Below are 18627 nucleotides of genomic sequence, written 5' to 3' on the forward strand. Positions count from 1 at the left end.
CACGGTCAGGGATCGACAACAACCCCCAGCAGAGAAGGGGCGAAGGAGAGGCTGCCGGCCAGGAGTGGCCCGCAGCCGCGAACCGCGCGCAAGGAGCGTAAGAGCGAGCGAAGGCGCCGCGGCGAACCGCAACGAGAGCAAACGGAACCGGCGCCGCAGCGAAGCAAGCGACGGCGCACGGTCCGCGGCGAAGGGCCACACGAAGCCAGCAGCGAGCCACAGCACCGAGAGGGCCGGCAACCGCCGGAGAAGGCCACTGCCGGAAGAAGGCAACACCCCGAAAGGATTCAGGCAACCTCAGACTTCGCGAGAGGAATGAAGTCGACCTTCTCCCGCACCCCACAGTCAGGACAGCACCAGCTGTCGGGAACGTCCGCCCAGGCGGTGCCGGCAGCGAACCCTTCGTGCTCGTCACCGGCGTTCACGTCGTACACGTAGCCGCACCCGGGGCACTGCGCGGCGAGGACCTCGACCGCCTGCGCCGCGGCGACGCTCACGTCGGTGGCGGTGGGCTCGCCGTGGGAAGGCGGCGGGTACTTCGCGAGGATCCGGTCGCGCTTGCGCGGCGAGAGGTTGGCGCGGGTGAGGTCACCGTCGAAGTGCGCGAGCACGCGCGGGTCCATGACCCGCCGCCAGACGGCGGGGACGATGGCGAGGACGATCATCCCGGCGTACCCGGTCGGGAGAACCGGGCTCTCCTCGAAGTCGCGCAGCGTCTGGTAGCGCCGGGTGGGGTTGGCGTGGTGGTCGCTGTGCCGCTGCAGGTGGTAGAGCAGCACGTTGGTGGCGATGTTGTTGGAGTTCCACGAGTGCGACGGGTCGACCCGCTCGTAGCGCTGCCGCTCGCCGACGCCGACCTTCTGCCGGAGCATCCCGTAGTGCTCCATGTAGTTGACGACCTCGAGCAGCGAGAAGCCGACGACCGCCTGGATGAGCAGGTACGGCAGGATCCCGACGCCGAGCCACGCGATGAGCCCGCCCCACAGGACCGCTGACATCAGCCAGGCGTTGAGCACGTCGTTGCCGATCCGGAACGGGTGCTGCTTGCGGCGGGCGTACCGACGCTTCTCGAGGCGCCACGCGCTCTTGAGCGACCCGATCACGGTGCGCGGCCAGAACTGGTAGAAGTTCTCGCCCACCCGGCTGCTGGCCGGGTCCTCGAGGGTGGCGACCCGGACGTGGTGGCCGCGGTTGTGCTCGATGTAGAAGTGGCCGTAGAAGCTCTGGGCGAGCGCGATCTTCGAGAGCCAGCGCTCGTGGCTCTCCTTCTTGTGGCCGAGCTCGTGGGCGGTGTTGATGCCGATCCCGCCGATGCAGCCGATCGAGACGGCCAGCCCGATCCTGTCCACGGTCGCGAGGTCGGCGCCCCCGCTGATCAGGTAGAGCGCGCCGACGAAGCCGGCGTACTGGATCGGCAGGAACAGGTAGGTGACCCACCGGTAGTACCGGTCCTTCTCGAGCGCCTCGATGACGTCGTCGGGCGGGTTGGAGCGGTCCAGCCCGGCGACGAGGTCGATGGCGGGTACGACGACCAGGATCACGATCGGCCCGATCCAGAACCACACGCCCCAGCCGGTCAGCGCCCACATGCCGTAGCCGATGAAGGCCAGGGACGGCACCACGAGGCCGATCAGCCACAGGTAGCGCTTCCTGTCCGTCCACCGCTCGGTCGAGCCGGTCGGGACGGTGCCGGACGTGCCCCCGGAGGGGCGCTGCGAGGTCGTGCTCATGGCCGCTGCCTTCCTGCCGAAGCCGGGTTTACACGACCATAGGGTCTGTAAACCCGGCTTGACAAGAGGTCCTGCTTTGTAAAGTCAGGCGTTCTCCTTGCGGAAGACCGCCGTGCCCCACCAGAAGGCGAGCGCGAAGAGCACCAGGGCCCAGCCGGTCCCCCACGCCACGTGGCTGCTGGCCAGGTCCCCGCCGAAGACGTCACGGACCGCGTCCACGATCCAGCGGAACGGCATGAAGTCGCTGGTCCGCTTGAGCCAGTCGGCGCCGATCGTCATCGGCAGCAGGATCCCGCTCAGCAGCAGCACCGGCATCATCACGATGTTGATGACCGGGGCCATCACGTCCTCGCTCTTGGTGGTGAGCGCGAGCGCGTTGGACGCGGCCGCGCAGGCACCGCCGACCAGCAGCGTGATCACGATGCCCAGCGCGACCCCGCCGAGCGAGCCCCGCATGCCCATCGCGTAGCCGAGCCCGACCAGGATCAGCGCCTGCACGAGGAGCTGCAGGATGTCGCGCATCAGCCGGCCCACGAGCAGCGCCGACCGCGAGGCAGGGGTGACGCGCTCCGCCTCGATGACGCCCTCACGCCACTCGCCGATCAGCCCGAAGCCGGCGAAGAACGCGCCGAACATGCCCAGCTGGACCAGCAGGCCGGGCACCAGGAACGTGTAGGCGTTGGTGGTGCCGGTGTCGAACGAGCCGACCAGCGGCTTGAGCAGCGGGCCGAAGAGGACCAGGTACAGCACCGGCTGCATGATCCCGATCAGGACCCAGGCGGGGTTGCGCAGGTTCATCCGGATCTGGCGGCGGAACACCACGGAGGACTCACGGAGGAAGCTCATCGGTCGGCTCCTTCGAGCACGGGGTCGGCGACGACACCCGCGGCGCCGTCGGGAGGGGTGCCGGTCGCCTCGGACGAGGGGTCGGCAACGTCGCCGGCCTCCGCGTCCCGCAGCGAGCGACCGGTGAGGGTCAGGAACACGTCGTCCAGCGTCGGGCGGAGCACCTCGATCGAGTCCAGGGAGACGCCGGCGCCGTCGAGCTCGCGCAGCAGGGAGGGTACGACGCGCCCCGCGCGCTGCACCCGCCCCCGGACGTGGCGGCCCTCGACGTCGACCCGGTCGCTGAGGTGGCCGAGCCGCTCGGCTGCGACGCTGACCTGGTCGTCGGCCGCGACCTCGAGGTCGACGAGGTCGCCGGAGACCTGGGCCTTGAGGTTGTCGGCGGTGTCCGAGGCGACGATCCGGCCCTGGTCGATGATGACGATCCGGTCCGCCAGCGCGTCGGCCTCGTCGAGGTAGTGGGTGGTCAGGAAGACCGTCGCCCCCTTGCGGGTCCGCAGGCCGGCGATGTGCTCCCAGAGGTTGGCCCGCGCCTGCGGGTCGAGCCCCGTCGTCGGCTCGTCGAGGAAGACCAGGCTCGGCTCGTGGATCAGGCCCATCACGATGTCGAGCCGACGCTTCTGCCCGCCGGACATGTTCTTGGGCATCCGCTTCCACAGCCCCTGCAGCTGCAGCTGCTCGAAGAGCTGCTGGCCCCGGGCGACCGCGTCCGCGCGGCGCATCCCGTAGAGCATCCCGTGGTCGACCACCTCGTCGCCCGCGTAGGCGCCGGAGAACGTCGAGCCGACCTGGCTGACGTAGCCGATGCTGCGCCGCACCAGGACCGGCTCGCGGACCACGTCGCACCCCGCCACCGTGGCCGTGCCCGCGGTGGGGCGCAGCAGGGTGGTCAGCATCCGCAGCGTGGTGGTCTTGCCGGCCCCGTTGGGTCCGAGGAACCCGACCACCTCGCCCTCGGCGACGTCGAGGTCCACGCCGTCGACGGCGCGCACCTCCTTCTTCTTCCTGCCCTGACCGGTGTGGAACGTCTGCACCAGTCCTCGTGCGTGGATCATGCTCTCCCCTTCGTGTTCAACCTTGAACATACCCAGTGTTCAAGGTTGAACAGATGCCGTCAACCGCTTTCGCCCAGCGGGGCGTGGGAGTACCGACCGAAGCCACGCCCAGGACTCATCGCGAGACGCGAGGTGAGGAGGAGCAGGCGTCAGCGGCCGAGCAGGGCGCGGTACTTCTCGCGGTCCAGGTGCATCTGCCACCCGGGGTCGTCGGCCGGGGCCTCCCACGTCCACGGCTCGCCCCGGAAGTCCAGGCCGCCCCGCTCCACGTCGGCCAGCACCTCACCCAGCCAGGCCTGCTCGACCGCTGCCCGGTCCCGTTGCAGCCGCAGCCCGGTCATCGCGTGCGGCGGGGCGTGCGGGCTCGGCGCCGCCCCGACCTCGTCGAGCTGCCGGACCGCCTCGCCCAGCCCCTCGAGGCGGCGGCGCAGGTGCCCGACGGCCTCCGCGCGCGACATCAGCGGCAGCAGCCCGAACGCCGCGTGGAACGCGACACCGTCGTACAGGTCGACCCGCTCCAGGGCCTGCTGCATCAGCCGTCGCAGCTCCTCGCGGCCCGCGTCCGTGAGCTCGTAGACCGCGACCTCACGCGTGCCGTCCACGAGGTCGGTCCGCTCCAGCTGCCCGAGCCGGGTGAGCGTGGCCAGCCCGCTGTAGATCGACCCCGGGTTCACGTGCGCCCAGCGGTCGACCTCCCACGAGACCAGCTCCCGCCGGATCTGGTAGCCGTTGACGGGCTCGAAGAGCGCGACCGCCCCCAGGAGCAGCATGCGGGTCTCGTGGGCGGCCACAGGCGCAGTGTAGGAGTGTCAGCTGGTGGAGATCCGCGTCCCGTGCGGGCGGTACGCCTTCGTCGTGCAGACCCGCACGTCCATCCGCAGGAAGTAGTGGCCGGGCAGGCCCGCGACCTTGACCCGGACCCCGCTGGCGTGACGCGGGTGGCACTTCGCGCGCGGCACCGGCCCCGGGTCGGTCCAGGAGAGCGTCGACCGCCCGGTCTCACCGGCCCCCAGCACCACCGGCGCCGCCGTGGGGTCGTACCCCGGGTTCCTCGTCGACCGGAACCCGATCAGCCCGTCGCGGTTGTAGAACCGGTAGCGGGTCCAGCCCGGCGTCGCGCACGCCTGGCCGCCGGTGTTGATGACGCGCACGGTCTGGAAGCGACTGCCCGCCGCGCCCTCGAGACGCCCCTTGCGCACGTCGATGGCCGGCGCGGTGCAGGCGGCCACGGTTCCGGCGTACGCCGTGGTCCCGGCGCCCACCACCGTGCCCGGTCCGGCCAGTCCGGTCAGGGTTCCCGAGAGCGCCAGCCCCAGCGCCGCCAGCGGTCCGACCCAGCTACGCATCCTCGTCATGGTGACCTCCTCCTCGGTGTGCGGCCCCGCGCCACTCGCGAAGACGCCTCGACCGAAACACGCATCCGCGGCCCCGACCAGTTGCTTCGGTCCCTGATCCCGGTGGAGATTTGGCTCGTGACCAAGGAACTCCCCGTCGGCATCGACTTCGGCGGCACCGGCATCAAGGGCGCACCGGTCGATCTCGCGGCCGGCGACTTCGCCGTCGAGCGCGAGCGGATCCGCACGCCGCAACCGTCCACCCCCCAGGCGGTGGCCGAGGTCTTCGTCGACCTGCTGGCCCGCTTCCCGGACTCGGAGGGGCCGGTCGGCGTGACCGTGCCCGGCATCGTCCACCACGGCGTCGTGCACTCGGCCGCCAACATCGACGACTCCTGGGTCGGCACCGACGCGGACGCGCTGTTCACCGAGGCCACCGGCCGCGACGTGCACGTGGTCAACGACGCCGACGCCGCCGGCCTCGCGGAGGTGCGGTACGGCGCGGCGAAGGGCCGGATGGGCCTGGTCATCGTCACCACGCTCGGGACCGGCATCGGCTCGGCGATGGTGTACGACGGCGTGCTGGTGCCCAACTCCGAGCTCGGCCACCTCGAGATCGACGGTCGGGCCGCCGAGACGCGCAGCGCCAACAGCGTCCGCGAGGCGAAGGACCTCTCGTGGAAGGAGTGGGCGGGCCGGCTCACGACCTACTACCGCACGCTCGAGCGGCTCTTCTCCCCCGAGCTCTTCGTCGTCGGCGGCGGGGTCAGCAAGAAGGCCGACCAGTTCCTCCCGCTGCTCGACCTCGACACCGAGATCGTCCCCGCCACCCTGCTCAACAAGGCGGGCGTGGTCGGTGCCGCGCTCTACGCCAGCGAGGAGTCCGGGATCCTCTGAGCCGATGAGGGCCTGGCCAGGCCCCCGGGCTCAGTCGGCCGTGCCGCGGATCGCGGCGGCGACCGCCTTGGGCACGTCCGGGTGGAAGACCGTCGGGATGATGAAGTTCGGGTTCAGCTCGTCGTCCTTGACCACGTGCGCGATCGCCTTCGCAGCGCGCAGCAGCATGTCGGTCGTGATCTCGTGGGCGCGCGCGTCGAGCAGGCCCCGGAACACACCGGGGAAGGCCAGCACGTTGTTGATCTGGTTGGGGTAGTCCGACCGGCCGCTGGCGACCACCGCGGCGTACTTCTCCGCCTCGGCGGGGTCGACCTCGGGGTCGGGGTTGGCGAGCGCGAAGACCACCGCGTCGTCGGCCATGTCCTCGATCCACTCGGCCTTGAGCACGCCGGGGGCGCTGACCCCGATGAAGACGTCGGCGTCGGCGAGCACGGTGTGCAGGTCGCCACGCACCCGGCGCGGGTTCGTGGCCTCGGCGAGCTCGCGGTGCGCGGGGGCCAGGGAGTCGTCGTCCGCGGAGAGCGCCCCAGCCCGGTCGACGACCACGACGTCGGTGACGCCGGCCGCGAGGAGCAGGGTCACGATGGCGGTGCCGGCGGCGCCGCCGCCGGAGACCACGACCCGGACGCCGGCCAGGTCCTTCTTCACGACCCGCAGCGCGTTGGTCAGCGCGGCCAGCACCACGATCGCGGTGCCGTGCTGGTCGTCGTGGAAGACCGGGATGTCCAGGCTCTGCCGCAGCCGGCGCTCGATCTCGAAGCAGCGGGGCGCGGCGATGTCCTCCAGGTTGATGCCGCCGAAGCCCGGCGCGATCATCTCCACCGCGCGCACGATCTCGTCGGTGTCCTGGGTGTCCAGGCAGATCGGCCAGGCGTCGATGTCGGCGAACCGCTTGAACAGCGCCGCTTTGCCCTCCATGACCGGCATCGCCGCGCCGGGGCCGATGTTGCCCAGGCCGAGCACCGCGGAGCCGTCGGTCACCACCGCGACCGTGTTGCCCTTGGTCGTCAGCCGCCACACGTCCTCGGGGTGCTCGGCGATCGCCTTGCTGACCCGGCCCACCCCCGGCGTGTACGCCATCGACAGGTCGTCGCGGTTGCGCAGCGGCACCTTGGAGGTGACCTCGATCTTGCCGCCGATGTGCAGCAGGAAGGTCCGGTCGCTGGTCTTGTAGACGTGCACGCCGTCCACGAGGTCCACCGCCACCTCGAGCTCGTGGGCGTGGTCGGCGTCGCTGGCCGAGCAGGTCACGTCGACGACGAGGCGGTCGTGGCTCGACTCCGCCACGTCGATCGCGGTCACGATCCCGCCGGCCTGCGCGATCGCCGTGGCGACCGCTCCCACCACCCCGTGGTCGGGCGCGGTGTGCAGGCGCATGGTGATCGAGTACGACGAGGTGGTGGCGGCCATGGTCGAACCCTGCTCCGAGGGCGTGGTTACGGGCAAGTCACCTCGGGACCGAAACGACCGAAACCCGGCTCACGCCCGGCGCGGAGCACGGTTCAGGATCGGCGCGGAGCACGACTCAGGATCGGCGCGGAGCACCCAGATGATCAAGCAGGTTGTGCGAGAACCGGTCCCCCATGGTGGCCATCACGCCCCGCATCGCGGTGCGCACCGCTGGCGCCGCGGCGCGCGGCAGCGGCAGGTCGACCGCGATCTCCAGCCGGGTCGCCAGCACGGTGCCGTCGTCGTGGTCACCGAGGTCGTACCACCCGTAGGCGCCGGCCCGCTCCTTCTCGCCCGACGGCGGGTCGTGGTGGAACTCGATGCGCTCCTTGTCGGTGAACGTCATCTGCTCGGTGAAGGCCGGCGCCACGCCGACCCCGGCCACCTGCAGCTTGCTCATCTCCCAGAACCAGTGCTCGCCGCGGTCGGAGATCCGGGTGACGAACGGCGTCATCCGCGCCACCAGCGCCGGGTCGGTCAGCGCGGCCCAGATGTCGGCGCGCTCGGCCCCCACCACCGCCCGGGCCTCGGTCCGTGCGGAGAAGCGGGTCATGCGGCGGCCTCGTCCATCTCCTGCAGCGCGGCCTCGATGTCGGCGGCGATCTTCTCCGGCGCCGTGGTCGGGCCGTAGCGGCCGATCACACGCCCGTCGTGGTCGACGAGGAACTTGGTGAAGTTCCACTTGATCCGCCCGCCGAGCAGGCCCCGCTTCTCCGAGCGGAGCCAGGCGAACAGCGGGTGCGCGTCGGCGCCGTTCACGTCGACCTTCGCGAAGAGCGGGAAGGTGACCCCGAAGTTGCGCTCGCAGAACGACGCGATCTCCTCCTCGCTGCCGGGCTCCTGGCCGCCGAACTGGTCGCACGGGAAGCCGAGCACGCTGAACCCGCGGCCGGCGTACGTGTCGTGCAGCTCCTGCAGGCCGCGGTACTGCGGCGTGAACCCGCACTGCGAGGCGGTGTTGACGACCAGGACGACCTGGCCCGAGAACGTACCGAGGTCGACGGTGCTGCCGTCGATGCCGCGGGCTTCGAAGTCGTGGAGGGTGGGCATGGCACCGAGTGTGGCAAAGGGGTGGTCGCGGTGCCGTGGCCGACATCACCCCTCCAACCGGTCTGGACCACTGTTTCCACCAAGGCCCCACCGAGCACGGTCTCCTTCGAGGGGACGGCACGTCAGACCTGTCCGGCCAACCCCGTGTCCCACCGGAGGAGCAGTCCCGAGATGTCGTTCGTCGCCGTGTTCACCGCCAGTGCCATGGGCTTCACGCTTCTCGTGCCGATCCTGATGGTGCTGGTCCTCATGGTCTACGGCGCACCGGCCGCGCGCCGCGCCCTGCAGGAGGAGACCGCATCGCTGCGCCCCTCGGGCGAGCAGGACGGCGCCGACCTCAGCCGGCTCGCCGCCTGAGCACCACGACCAGCAGCACCAGCGACAACGCCTGGCAGGCGCCGAGCACGAGCACGAGGTCGGCGCGCGCACCGCTGTAGAGGGCACCGGCGAGCAGGCCCCCGGCGAGGGCGGCGGCACCCTGGAACGCCGCGAAGACGCCGTACGCCGTGGCCAGCCGCGCCGACGGCACCAGGTCCGCGACCAGCGCCTTGACCGTGGAGTCCTGCACCCCCACGGCGGCGCCCCACACCAGCACGCCCGCCAGCGCGACGCCGAGGGTGTCGGCGAGGGAGAGCAGCGGCACCAGCGCCACCAGGAACGGCAGCACCAGCAGCACCCGCGCGCCGACCCGGTCGTAGGCCAGGCCGGTCACCAGGGCGGAGACGGCCTCGACCGCCATCGCCACCGCGTAGACCACCGGCACCATCGCCGGCCGGACCAGCCCGGCGTCACTGAGGTGGAAGCCGATCAGGCCGAAGGTCATCAGCCCGAGCGTGCTCGCCGCGCACGACAGCGCGAACAGGTGGAAGTCCCGGGGCAGCCGCTTCGGCGCGGGTGTCACGGCGGGCTTCCCGGCGGGGCCCGCGGCGGGGGACGCAGGCTCGACCACCACGTCCGGTTCGGGCTCGTCGTACACGCTCATGTCCGGGACCCGCGCCCGGATCACCACCAGCAGCACCATCGCGAGCGCACCCGGCACCGCGAGCACCGCCAGGCCGGCCCAGGTACGGGTGGTCAGCGCGATGACCCCCGCGACCACCAGGGGACCGGCGAACGCGCCCACCTGGTCGAGCGCCTTGTGCACCGCGAAGCCCTTGCCGCGGCCCACGGACCGGGCGGCATGCGCGAGCAGCGCCGACTTCGACGGGCTGCGGACCGCCTTGCCGGTGCGCTCGAGCAGCACCATGGTGGCGCCGAACGCCAGCCCCGCCGCCCCCAGGAACGGCGCGACCGCCATCAGCGGCACGCACACCGCGGTCATCGCGTAGCCCACGATCGTCAGCGGCCAGTAGGCCCCGCTCCGGTCGGCCAGCGGGCCGGACACCAGGCGGAGCACGAGCGCGGCCGCCTCGCCGGCACCAGTGACGACGCCGACGACCAGCGCGGAGGCGCCCAGGGCCGCGAGGTATGGCCCGGTGATCGACCGGGCACCCTCGTAGACCATGTCCGCGGCCAGGCTGACGACGCCGAACCACACCACCGTGCGCCACGGCGACCAGGCCGGCTCCGTCCGCACGTTCGCCGTCGTCTTCATGAGGCGTTCACGTCACGGACGCTACCGTCGAGCCGTGCGCGGACGGACAGCCAGGTGAAGGTGCTCGTCGCGGAGGACGAGCCCCGGCTGGCCGCCCTCCTCGAGCAGTCCCTGGCCGAGATCGGCTGGGAGGTCGACGTCGTCGGTGACGGGCGTGCGGCCTACGGCGCCGCGCTCGGCGACGCGTCGTACGACGTGCTGCTGCTGGACTGGATGCTCCCCGGTCTCGAGGGCGTCACCGTGTGCCGCAGGCTGCGGGAGGCCGGGGTGCGCACGCCCGTGCTCGTGCTGACCGCGCGGACCACCGTGCCGGACCGGGTCGCGGGGCTGGAGGCCGGCGCCGACGACTACCTGCTCAAGCCGTTCGACCTCGACGAGCTGGTGGCCCGGCTGCGCGCGCTGCACCGGCGTGCGGTCGGCGACGAGGAGCAGCCGCTGCGGGTCGGCGACCTGGTGCTGGACCCGGCCGCGCGGCGGGTCCGCCGCGGCGAGGTCGAGATCGACCTCTCGGCCCGGGAGTTCGACATCCTGCGGCTGCTGATGGAGCGGGCCGGCCTCCTGGTCACCCGGTTCACCATCCTCGACGAGGTCTGGGACGGCGACACCGACCTGCGCAGCAACGTCATCGACGTCCACGTCGCGAGCCTGCGGGCCAAGATCGACCGGCCTTTCGGCACCAGCACCATCACCACGCTGCGGGGCGCCGGCTACCGGATCGACCCCGTGCCGTCGGCGGGGCCGTGAGCGGGGCGGTCCGCGGCCTGCGCGGCCGGGTCTCCCGGCTCCCCCTGCGGGTGCGCCTGGTGGCCGGGTTCTCGGCGACCATGCTGCTGGTCCTCACCGCGGCCGGTGGCTTCGTCTACTGGCGCGTGCAGTTCGCCCTCGACCGGCAGCTCGACGGCGACCTGAGTGCCGACACGCGCCGGCTGGCCCCGCTGGTCGAGCCCGACGGCCAGCTGGTCCCCGACGTCAGCCAGGTCGTGGGCAACGAGCTCTACCAGGTGCTGGACCGGGACGGGCAGGTCGTCTCCGCCAGCCCGACGCTGCGCGGCCGCCCCCTCATCTCGCCCGCCACCGCGCGCCGGGCGCTCGACGACCCGGTGCGGCAGGACATCGGCGCGCTGCTGCCCACCACGCAGGACCCGCTCCGGGTCTACGCCACCCCGCTGCCCACCGGCCAGGAGGCCGCGGTGCTCGTGGTCGCCGTACGCCGCGACCACCGGGACGAGGCCCTGCTCGAGCTGCTGGCCCAGCTGGCCGTCGCCGGGCTCGGCGCCCTCCTGGTCACCGCGCTCGTCGGGGACCTGCTGGCCCGGTTCGCGCTCCGGCCGGTCGAGCGCTACCGGGCCCAGGCCGCCGACATCGTGGGGGGCGCGACCGGCGTGCGCCTGGAGGTGCCGGCCGGTCGCAACGACGAGGTGACGCGGCTCGGCGACACCCTCAACGCGATGCTCGCCGCCCTCGAGGAGGCGGTCGAGCGGGAGCGTCGCTTCGTCAACGACGCCAGCCACGAGCTGCGCACCCCGCTGACGCTGCTCACCACCCGGCTGCAGCTCGCCCGTCGCAGGTCCCGCACGCTGGCCGAGCACGAGGCGATCCTCGCCGAGATCGAGACCGACGTGGTCCGGCTGGTGCAGCTCGCCGACCACCTGCTCGACGTCGGCCACGAGCGGGTGGACGCGGGCGGCTGCGACCTCGCCGCGGTCGCCCGGGCCGAGGTCGAGCGGCGCAACGCGGTGGACCGCGCCACCCACCACGGCGGCTCCTCCCTCGACCGGGCCATCCGCCTCGACGCCTCCGCGGCCGCGGTGGCGCTGTCCGAGGCCGCCGCGGGCCAGCTGGTCGGCAACCTGCTGGACAACGCCGCCCGGCACGGAGCGCCCCCGGTCGTGGTGTCCGTCGACACCGTCGGTGCGCACGCCCGGCTCCGCGTCGCCGACTGCGGCCCCGGCATGGAGCCCGAGCTGCTCGCCACGGCCACCCGGCGCTTCACCCGCGCCGCGGGCTCCCGGTCCCGCGAGGGCTTCGGGCTGGGCCTGTCGCTCGTCGAGAGCCTCGTGACCCGGGCCGGCGGCGAGCTCCGGCTGTGCTCCGGTGGGCACCACGAGCGGTACGGCGCCGGCACCGACGTCCCCTGCGAGCACGACGACCGGATGACCGTCACGGTGCTGCTGCCCGTCCCCGACTGAGCCCGGGCTTCATCGGGGATTCACGTTGCGTTCCTAGCGTGGCCACCGTCCCGATGGCGAAAGGCCTCTCACATGCTCAACGACCTCCTGTCGAGCGCGCTCGGCAACCTCGGCGGCCCGGCCCGGCTCGGCCTGGACGTGCTGTCCATGCTCGTGCTCGTCGGTGTGCTCTACCGCCGGCGCGCGGCGGCACCCGAGATGACGCTGGTGTTCACCGCTCTCAACATCGGGCTGTTCGCGGCGGTGTCCGCGATCGGCTCGGGCGACTTCCCGACCGGGATCGGGTTCGGGCTCTTCGGCCTGCTCAGCCTGGTCCGGCTGCGCAGCGCGGCGTTCACCCTCAAGGACGTCGCCTACACGTTCGTGGCGCTGATCCTGGCCCTCGTCAACGGGTTGCCCGAGCGCAACCTGGCCCTCGTCGTCGCGCTCGACGTGGTGCTGCTGGTGGCGATCTGGCTGACCGACGAGTCGCGGGTGACCAGCCCGACCCGGGTAGTTCGGCTGACCCTGGACCGCGCCCTGACCGACTCCGAGGCCGTCACCGCCGAGGTCCGCGAGCGGATGGGGCTCGAGCCGGTGGGCCTCACCGTCGACGAGGTCGACTTCGTCCGCGACACCACCCGGGTGCGGGTCCGGGTGGCGGTCGAGGACACCTGGTGGGCCTGGGCGGACGCCCAGGCGGCGACCGCCCGCGTCGACGCCGCCGAGAGCGAGGCCGCCGGTGCCCGCTGAGCGACTGCGCAGCATCCCGTTCGCGACGGGTGAGCGCGCCGGCGTCGGGCTCGAGGAGGTCGTCGTCGAGGCCGCCCAGCTGACCCGCGTCGACCGGAAGTACCTCGTGGACCGACGGCTGGCGAGCGCCTTCCTCGACCGGCTGCCGGACACCTACCGCGTCCTGACCATCGACGGCCGCCGCACCACGTCGTACTCCTCGGTCTACTTCGACACGCCTCGGCTCGACGCCTGCCGCGACCACGTCCAGCGCCGCCGGCGCCGGTGGAAGGTGCGCAGCCGGATGTACGTCGAGGACCGACTGTGCCGCTTCGAGGTGAAGACCCGCGACGGCCGGGGCGTGACCAGCAAGAGCGTGGCCCTGAGCCACCCCGACCAGCACGGCCGGCTCGGCGACGACGAGGCCACCTTCGCCACCGCCGCCCTGCGCGACCGCGGGGTCGAGGTCGACGTGTCGTCCCTCGGACCGTCGATGCGCGTCGACTACCAGCGCCTCACGCTGGCCGACACCGCCGCGTCGCTGCGGGTGACCCTCGACTGGGGCGTCGAGTGCTCGCTGGGCGGCGGCCGGGTCTGGGTCGACGAGGACTGGGTGCTCGTCGAGACCAAGGGCGGGCTGCGGCCCGGGAGCGCCGACGCGCTGCTCGGTGCCCTCGGCGCCCGCCCCCGCTCCTTCTCCAAGTACGTCTCCGCCGCGTCCCTGCTGCGTGCGGACATCCCCGACAACGACGTCCGCAGGCTGCGCGGCCGGCAGCTGCACCTCCAGGAGGCCATCGCATGAGCACGTCCCCAGCCCGAGCCCCTCGCCGTCGCCGCCGGTTCGTCGTCATCGCGGTCGTCGCGGCGCTCGCGGTCCTCGGCGGCGCCGTGGCCCCGTGGGCCTACTCCACGTTCGTGAACACCTCGGCCAAGGACCGGATCGAGGCCGATCCGCCGCCGGCGCTCTTCCCCGACAGTGCGATCGGGCCGCTCGGGCAGCGCATCGACCGGCAGCAGCCACGTGCCGAGCGGCTGATGGCCGGCTGGTGGAGCCGGCACGGCGCGACGCCCGACGACGCCGCGTTCACCGCCTGGCTCGAGAAGACCCTGCCCCCGCCGCCCTCGGCCACCGACCGGGCCCGGGAGATCAAGGAGGTCCAGGCCATCGCCCCCACCCGCACCGACGCCGGGGTCGCGGCCGCGACCTGGCTGGAAGCCTACGGCAAGAAGGACGTCTGGAAGCTGGCCGCCCACGACCAGGCCGAGCTGCTCCCGTCCGGCACCGGGGACACCCTGAAGACCGACGTCGACGACGCCCTGTCGATGGCCAAGCAGGTCGCCGACGACCTCGGCGCGAAGTACCAGCAGTCGGCGCCGTACGTCGTCGACCCCTCGCTGCGTCCCGACCACACCGTCACCCCCGGCCAGGTCTGCCCCTGCTCCTACCCCTCGCGGCACGCGACCGCCGGGGCCGCGGCGTCGACGTACCTCACCGGCCGCTCCCCGCACCGGGCGCAGGACTACCGGTGGACGCTGGACGAGGTCGCGTGGTCGCGGGTCTACATGGCCGGGCACGTGCCCAGCGACATCACCGCCGGCGCCCTGCTCGGCGACATGATCGGGGAGTACCTCCTCGTCACGCGCGGCCAGGAGCCGGTGCCGGCGTCCTGAGGCGCCACCGGTGCGGTCAGCCCACGAGCCGCCCGTGGACCTCGGCGGACTCGTGGCGGCCGACGGCGTTGCGGTGCCCGTCCAGGGTCACCGCGACCTCGCGGTCGCCGAGGTCGAGCACGATCCGGTCCCCCTCGATCGCCGAGACCTCGCCGCGGACCAGGTAGAGGTCCCCGCTGATCCGCTCCAGCGCGGTGCCGCGCTCGCAGCTCGCCACGTCGGTGGTCGCCACCACGAACAGCCGCGGTCGACGGCGGCCGCCGAGGCGCCAGACGAGGAGGACCACGGCGACGAGGACCAGGTCGGCCAGCAGGGTGAGGACGAGGCCGAGCCGGCTGGTGACCTCGCCGTCGACGGTGTAGGCCCCGGGGTCGCCCTCGACCACGCGCACCGCGAGCCGCTCGTCGGCCACGGCGGCGGCGTACGTCGCCGCGTCGACCTCGACCGACCATGTGCGCCGGTCGGGGTCGACGGCCTTGGCGTAGCGGAAGGACAGGTAGTGGTCCGCGCCCGACCCGCTCCCGATCACCGTGTGGTCCACGACGGTCGCGGTCACGTCGGTCCCCGACCGCTCCACCCGCCAGCGGGTCCACCCGTCGTGCGCGACGGGCAGGTTGACCAGCACCGCGACCAGCAGGACGAGCAGCAACGAGCGGGGGCGCAGGCCGCGTTTCATGGGGTCAGTATCCAGACCCCACCGGTCGCGTCGGCCCGCGCCCCGGTCGTCGTACGACGCGTCAGCCCGCGCTGTCGGCGGCCTCCCGCTCGGAGTCCGCGCCGGAGGTGGACAGGTGGCCGCCCTTGTCCTCGAGGTGCGCCCGCACGAACCAGTGGAACAGCTCGAGCTGCTCGGTCTGCGCGATGAACATGTCCTGGGTGACCAGGTCGAGGTCGTCGAGCTCCTTGATGCCGTCGCGGTAGCTCGTGATCACGCCCTGGTAGACGAAGTCAAGCGCCCCGAGGTGCTCCTGGGTGGTGGCCCGGCCGATGCTGTACTCGTCCCAGCTGCGCGCCTGGACCAGCGCGCCCGGGGTGCCCAGGGGCGAGCCGCCCAGGGTCGCGATCCGCTCGGCCAGGTCGTCGGCGAAGCCGCGGACGGCCTCGACCTGGGGGTCGATCATCTCGTGCACCGCGATGAAGTGCGGGCCGACGACGTTCCAGTGGACGTGCTTGAGGGTGAGGTGGAGGTCGTTGCAGGCGTGCAGCCGGTCCTGGAGCAGCTCGACGACGCGGACGGCGTCGCTCTCGGTCATGCCGGGCACGGTGTAGTGGAGCTTCTTGTTGGTCGCCATGCCCTCTCCGTTACCCGGCCGCACGCACCACAAACGGGGTGTGGTTGAAGATTCACGCTCCCACTGCTCGGTGATCAGCCCAGGCACGTGACCTTCCAGACCTGACCGGCCAGGCCCACGACGTACCCGGTGCTCCCGATGAGCTCCATCGACGTCGGGCGGTCGAGGCCCCGCACGACGCGCGTCATGGTGCCGTCGTCGTTGACCCGCATCAGCGCCCCGGTGTTCGGCGCCGCCGGCGTCCCCTCGTCGTTGCCGACGGGGAACCTGCCCTGGGAGAGCGCGAAGAGCCGGTGGCCGGCCCCGAGCTCGACGTCGACGTTCAGCCGGGCGCCGCTCGCGATCTGCTCGGCGACCGGGTGGCTCGTGGTGAAGGTGACGACCTTGCCGTTCCGCGGCAGGTGCGGGACCGGCCCGGCCTCGGCCAGGTAGATGGTGCCGCCGCGCACGTCCAGCCCGGTGGGCACGATGTCGTCGAACGCGATCACCTCGGAGACGTTGGCACCGACCGCGCCGTCGAGGTCGATCCTGAGCACCCGGTTGTGGTGACCGTCGGTGACGAGCAGGTCTCCGCGGTAGGGCTGCATGGCGTACTGCACGCCGCTCGGGACGAAGAAGTCCGGGACGGGTGGGTGGTCGATGGCCCAGGTCCCGATGTCGGCGACGACCGTGGCCTTGTGCCGTCCGTCGATGCGGTAGACGCCGACGGTGCTGCTGCCGCCCACGTCACTGCCGACGAGGGTCACCAGCGCGTACGCCGTGCGGTGGACGAACGCGACGTCGACCGCGCCGCCGAACCCCTCGACGACCCGTGGGGGCAGTCCGGTGGCGAAGACCGACCTGTGCCCGGTGCGCGGGTCGATCCGGGTGATGCGCCCGGGGATGCCCTCGGGCACGTAGAGCGCACCGTCGGGTCCGACCGTGCTGCCGACCGAGCCCTGCAGGTGGCGGACGAGGATCCGGCTGTGCCCGTGGTCGCCGACGCACCAGGCCCCCGTGGGCACCTGGGGCGCGCGAGCCGTCGCGGCAGGGCTGGTGGTGGTGAAGGCGGTGAGCGCCGCGAGGGCCGCGGCGCACGCGAGGATGGTGCGGGGGTGACGCATGAGAGCCTCCGTCAGGGTCCGGCAGGGTCGAGGTGCTGGTGCCACTGACGAGCGAGCACGGACGCGCTCGTTCCGGTGGTAGTGAGGATCCCCTCCGGCCTACCTCGCCGGCGCGCGCGAGAGGTAGGGACCAAGGCCCCTGACCTCTCGCGCTGCGCCCGTCAGACCGTGAAGTCCACGCCCTGCGCCAGCGGCAGCTCCCCGGAGAAGTTCACGGTGTTGGTCGCCCGCCGCATGTAGGCACGCCAGGCGTCCGACCCGGACTCGCGGCCCCCGCCGGTCTCCTTCTCGCCGCCGAAGGCCCCGCCGATCTCGGCGCCGGAGGTGCCGATGTTGACGTTGACGATGCCGCAGTCGGAGCCCTCGGCCGACACGAACCGCTCGGCCTCGGCCTGGTCGCCCGTGAAGATGCTCGACGACAGCCCCTGGGGCACGGCGTTGTTCAGCGCGATCGCCTCGTCGAGGTCCTCGTAGGGCAGCACGTAGAGGACCGGCGCGAAGGTCTCCTGCTCCACCACCGGGGTCTGGGCGTCGATGCGCACGATCGCCGGCCGGGCGTAGTAGGCGTCCGGTGCCTCGTCCGCCAGCGCACGGCCGCCGCCCGCGACCAGCTTGCCGCCCTCCTCCGCGGCCCGGCCCAGGGCCTTCTCCATGGCCTGGAAGGAGCCGGCGTGGATCAGCGGACCCACGAGGGTGCCCTCCGTCATCGGGTTGCCGATCGGGAGCCGGTCGTACGCCGCCACCAGCCGGTCGGTCAGCTCGTCGATGACGCTGGCGTGCGCGATCACGCGGCGCATCGTGGTGCAGCGCTGGCCTGCGGTGCCGGCGGCCGAGAACACGATGCCGCGGGTGGTCAGGTCGAGGTCGGCGCTGGGCGCGACGATCGCGGCGTTGTTGCCACCGAGCTCGAGCAGGGACCGGCCGAAGCGGTCCGCGACCCGCGGGCCCACGGCCCGACCCATCCGGGTGGACCCGGTGGCCGAGAGGAGCGCGACGCCGGCGTGGTCCACGAGCGCCTCGCCGACGTCGGCGCCACCGAGCAGGACCTGGGACAGGTCGGCGGGCGCGTCGAGCTCCGCGATCGCCTGGGCCAGCACGGCGTGGCAGGCCAGCGCGGTGAGCGGCGCGAGCTCGGACGGCTTCCAGACCACCGGGTCGCCGCACACCAGCGCCACGGCGGTGTTCCACGACCACACGGCGGCGGGGAAGTTGAAGGCGCTGATGACACCGACGACTCCGAGCGGGTGCCAGGTCTCCATCAGCCGGTGCCCCGGGCGCTCGGACGGCATGGTCCGCCCGTAGAGCTGGCGGGAGAGGCCCAGCGCGAAGTCGCAGATGTCGATCATCTCCTGCACCTCGCCGCGCGCCTCCGAGGTGATCTTGCCGACCTCGAGGCTGATCAGGGTGGCGATGTCCTCCTTGTGGTCCGCCAGCAGCTCACCGAACCTCTTGACCAGCGCGCCGCGGGCCGGTGCGGGCACGGTCCGCCACCGCAGGAACGCCGCGTGGGCGCGCGCGACGGCCTCGTCGACCGCGGCCGCGTCGACCCAGCGCACCGACGTCAGGGGCTTTCCGTTGACCGGCGAGGTGACGGTGACGTCGCCCGCGACGGCGTCGGTGTCGACGCCGCACCGCCGGGCGGTCTCCAGCGCCAGGGACGCCAGGGTCTCGCCGTCGGGGATCTGGTGGGTGGTCATGGGGTGCTC

The 18627-nt window shown here is 72.6% G+C and carries 20 protein-coding genes; 7 read left to right on the forward strand and 13 right to left on the reverse strand.

The window, feature by feature from the left end:
* Positions 1-287: 287 nt before the first annotated feature.
* From ACZ43H_RS19340 to ACZ43H_RS19360, 5 genes are all read right to left on the reverse strand, one after another.
* The gene (locus ACZ43H_RS19340) at positions 288-1730 is read right to left on the reverse strand and encodes a fatty acid desaturase (protein ID WP_464585636.1); all 1443 of its coding nucleotides are present in this window, start codon (positions 1728-1730) and stop codon (positions 288-290) included.
* An 84-nt stretch (positions 1731-1814) separates the two neighbouring features.
* Positions 1815-2576 (reverse strand): ABC transporter permease, encoded by a 762-nt coding sequence (locus tag ACZ43H_RS19345; RefSeq protein ID WP_464585638.1) that lies wholly within the window; start codon positions 2574-2576, stop codon positions 1815-1817.
* On the reverse strand, positions 2573-3631 hold the full coding sequence (locus tag ACZ43H_RS19350) for an ATP-binding cassette domain-containing protein (protein WP_464585639.1): 1059 nt from the start codon (positions 3629-3631) through the stop codon (positions 2573-2575). Before ACZ43H_RS19350 ends, ACZ43H_RS19345 begins: the two co-directional genes overlap by 4 nt.
* A 149-nt stretch (positions 3632-3780) precedes the next feature.
* A complete protein-coding gene (locus tag ACZ43H_RS19355) occupies positions 3781-4422 on the reverse strand; it encodes a PadR family transcriptional regulator (RefSeq protein WP_464585641.1) in 642 nt (213 codons plus the stop codon).
* Positions 4423-4440: 18 nt separating this feature from the next.
* Positions 4441-4986, reverse strand: coding sequence for a DUF4232 domain-containing protein (locus tag ACZ43H_RS19360; RefSeq protein WP_464585643.1), 546 nt, complete (start codon positions 4984-4986; stop codon positions 4441-4443).
* 117 nt (positions 4987-5103) lie between these two features.
* Here ACZ43H_RS19360 and ppgK point away from each other — a divergent pair, with 117 nt between their 5' ends.
* Positions 5104-5862: a polyphosphate--glucose phosphotransferase gene (gene ppgK, locus ACZ43H_RS19365; RefSeq protein WP_464585645.1), complete on the forward strand. Its 759-nt coding sequence runs from the start codon at positions 5104-5106 to the stop codon at positions 5860-5862.
* A gap of 30 nt (positions 5863-5892) precedes the next feature.
* Here the strand turns inward: ppgK and ACZ43H_RS19370 are convergent, their stop codons facing one another.
* The 3 genes from ACZ43H_RS19370 to ACZ43H_RS19380 all read right to left on the reverse strand — a co-directional run bounded on the left by ACZ43H_RS19370 (position 5893) and on the right by ACZ43H_RS19380 (position 8361).
* Positions 5893-7272, reverse strand: a complete 1380-nt coding sequence (locus ACZ43H_RS19370) for an NAD-dependent malic enzyme (RefSeq protein WP_464585646.1) — start codon at positions 7270-7272, stop codon at positions 5893-5895.
* Positions 7273-7387: 115 nt separating this feature from the next.
* Positions 7388-7864 (reverse strand): SRPBCC family protein, encoded by a 477-nt coding sequence (locus ACZ43H_RS19375; protein WP_464585648.1) that lies wholly within the window; start codon positions 7862-7864, stop codon positions 7388-7390.
* Positions 7861-8361, reverse strand: coding sequence for a glutathione peroxidase (locus ACZ43H_RS19380; protein ID WP_464585650.1), 501 nt, complete (start codon positions 8359-8361; stop codon positions 7861-7863). Before ACZ43H_RS19380 ends, ACZ43H_RS19375 begins: the two co-directional genes overlap by 4 nt.
* 171 nt (positions 8362-8532) lie before the next feature.
* Here ACZ43H_RS19380 and ACZ43H_RS19385 point away from each other — a divergent pair, with 171 nt between their 5' ends.
* Complete coding sequence (locus ACZ43H_RS19385) at positions 8533-8718, forward strand: hypothetical protein (protein WP_464585652.1); 186 nt, start codon at positions 8533-8535, stop codon at positions 8716-8718.
* On the opposite strand, the gene ACZ43H_RS19390 is transcribed toward ACZ43H_RS19385, so the two are convergent.
* A complete protein-coding gene (locus tag ACZ43H_RS19390) occupies positions 8699-9955 on the reverse strand; it encodes an MFS transporter (RefSeq protein WP_464585653.1) in 1257 nt (418 codons plus the stop codon). The two genes, ACZ43H_RS19385 and ACZ43H_RS19390, sit on opposite strands and share 20 nt — an antisense overlap.
* A gap of 54 nt (positions 9956-10009) precedes the next feature.
* On the opposite strand from ACZ43H_RS19390, the gene ACZ43H_RS19395 reads away from it, so the two are divergent.
* The 5 genes from ACZ43H_RS19395 to ACZ43H_RS19415 all read left to right on the forward strand — a co-directional run bounded on the left by ACZ43H_RS19395 (position 10010) and on the right by ACZ43H_RS19415 (position 14526).
* Positions 10010-10699 carry a response regulator transcription factor gene (locus tag ACZ43H_RS19395; protein ID WP_464585654.1) on the forward strand — a complete coding sequence of 230 codons (690 nt, stop codon included), beginning with the start codon at positions 10010-10012 and terminating at the stop codon, positions 10697-10699.
* A complete protein-coding gene (locus ACZ43H_RS19400; protein ID WP_464585656.1) occupies positions 10696-12144 on the forward strand; it encodes an ATP-binding protein in 1449 nt (482 codons plus the stop codon). Before ACZ43H_RS19395 ends, ACZ43H_RS19400 begins: the two co-directional genes overlap by 4 nt.
* 72 nt (positions 12145-12216) lie before the next feature.
* Positions 12217-12876, forward strand: a complete 660-nt coding sequence (locus ACZ43H_RS19405) for a DUF4956 domain-containing protein (RefSeq protein WP_464585658.1) — start codon at positions 12217-12219, stop codon at positions 12874-12876.
* Positions 12866-13657: a VTC domain-containing protein gene (locus ACZ43H_RS19410; RefSeq protein WP_464585660.1), complete on the forward strand. Its 792-nt coding sequence runs from the start codon at positions 12866-12868 to the stop codon at positions 13655-13657. Before ACZ43H_RS19405 ends, ACZ43H_RS19410 begins: the two co-directional genes overlap by 11 nt.
* Complete coding sequence (locus ACZ43H_RS19415; RefSeq protein WP_464585662.1) at positions 13654-14526, forward strand: phosphatase PAP2 family protein; 873 nt, start codon at positions 13654-13656, stop codon at positions 14524-14526. The genes ACZ43H_RS19410 and ACZ43H_RS19415 overlap by 4 nt, the downstream gene beginning before the upstream one ends.
* Positions 14527-14542: 16 nt before the next feature.
* Here ACZ43H_RS19415 and ACZ43H_RS19420 read toward each other — a convergent pair whose 3' ends face one another.
* The 4 genes from ACZ43H_RS19420 to amaB form a co-directional block, all read right to left on the reverse strand.
* Positions 14543-15202 carry a hypothetical protein gene (locus ACZ43H_RS19420; RefSeq protein WP_464585663.1) on the reverse strand — a complete coding sequence of 220 codons (660 nt, stop codon included), beginning with the start codon at positions 15200-15202 and terminating at the stop codon, positions 14543-14545.
* Between the two features lie 61 nt (positions 15203-15263).
* Positions 15264-15818 carry a DNA starvation/stationary phase protection protein Dps gene (gene dps / locus ACZ43H_RS19425; RefSeq protein WP_464585664.1) on the reverse strand — a complete coding sequence of 185 codons (555 nt, stop codon included), beginning with the start codon at positions 15816-15818 and terminating at the stop codon, positions 15264-15266.
* A 74-nt stretch (positions 15819-15892) separates the two neighbouring features.
* Entirely contained in the window at positions 15893-16921 is a 1029-nt protein-coding gene (locus tag ACZ43H_RS19430; protein WP_464585666.1) for a ScyD/ScyE family protein, read from the reverse strand.
* Positions 16922-17082: 161 nt separating this feature from the next.
* Complete coding sequence (amaB, locus tag ACZ43H_RS19435; protein WP_464585668.1) at positions 17083-18618, reverse strand: L-piperidine-6-carboxylate dehydrogenase; 1536 nt, start codon at positions 18616-18618, stop codon at positions 17083-17085.
* Positions 18619-18627 lie beyond the last annotated feature (9 nt).

The sequence above is a fragment of the Nocardioides sp. DN36 genome, from assembly GCF_055380375.1.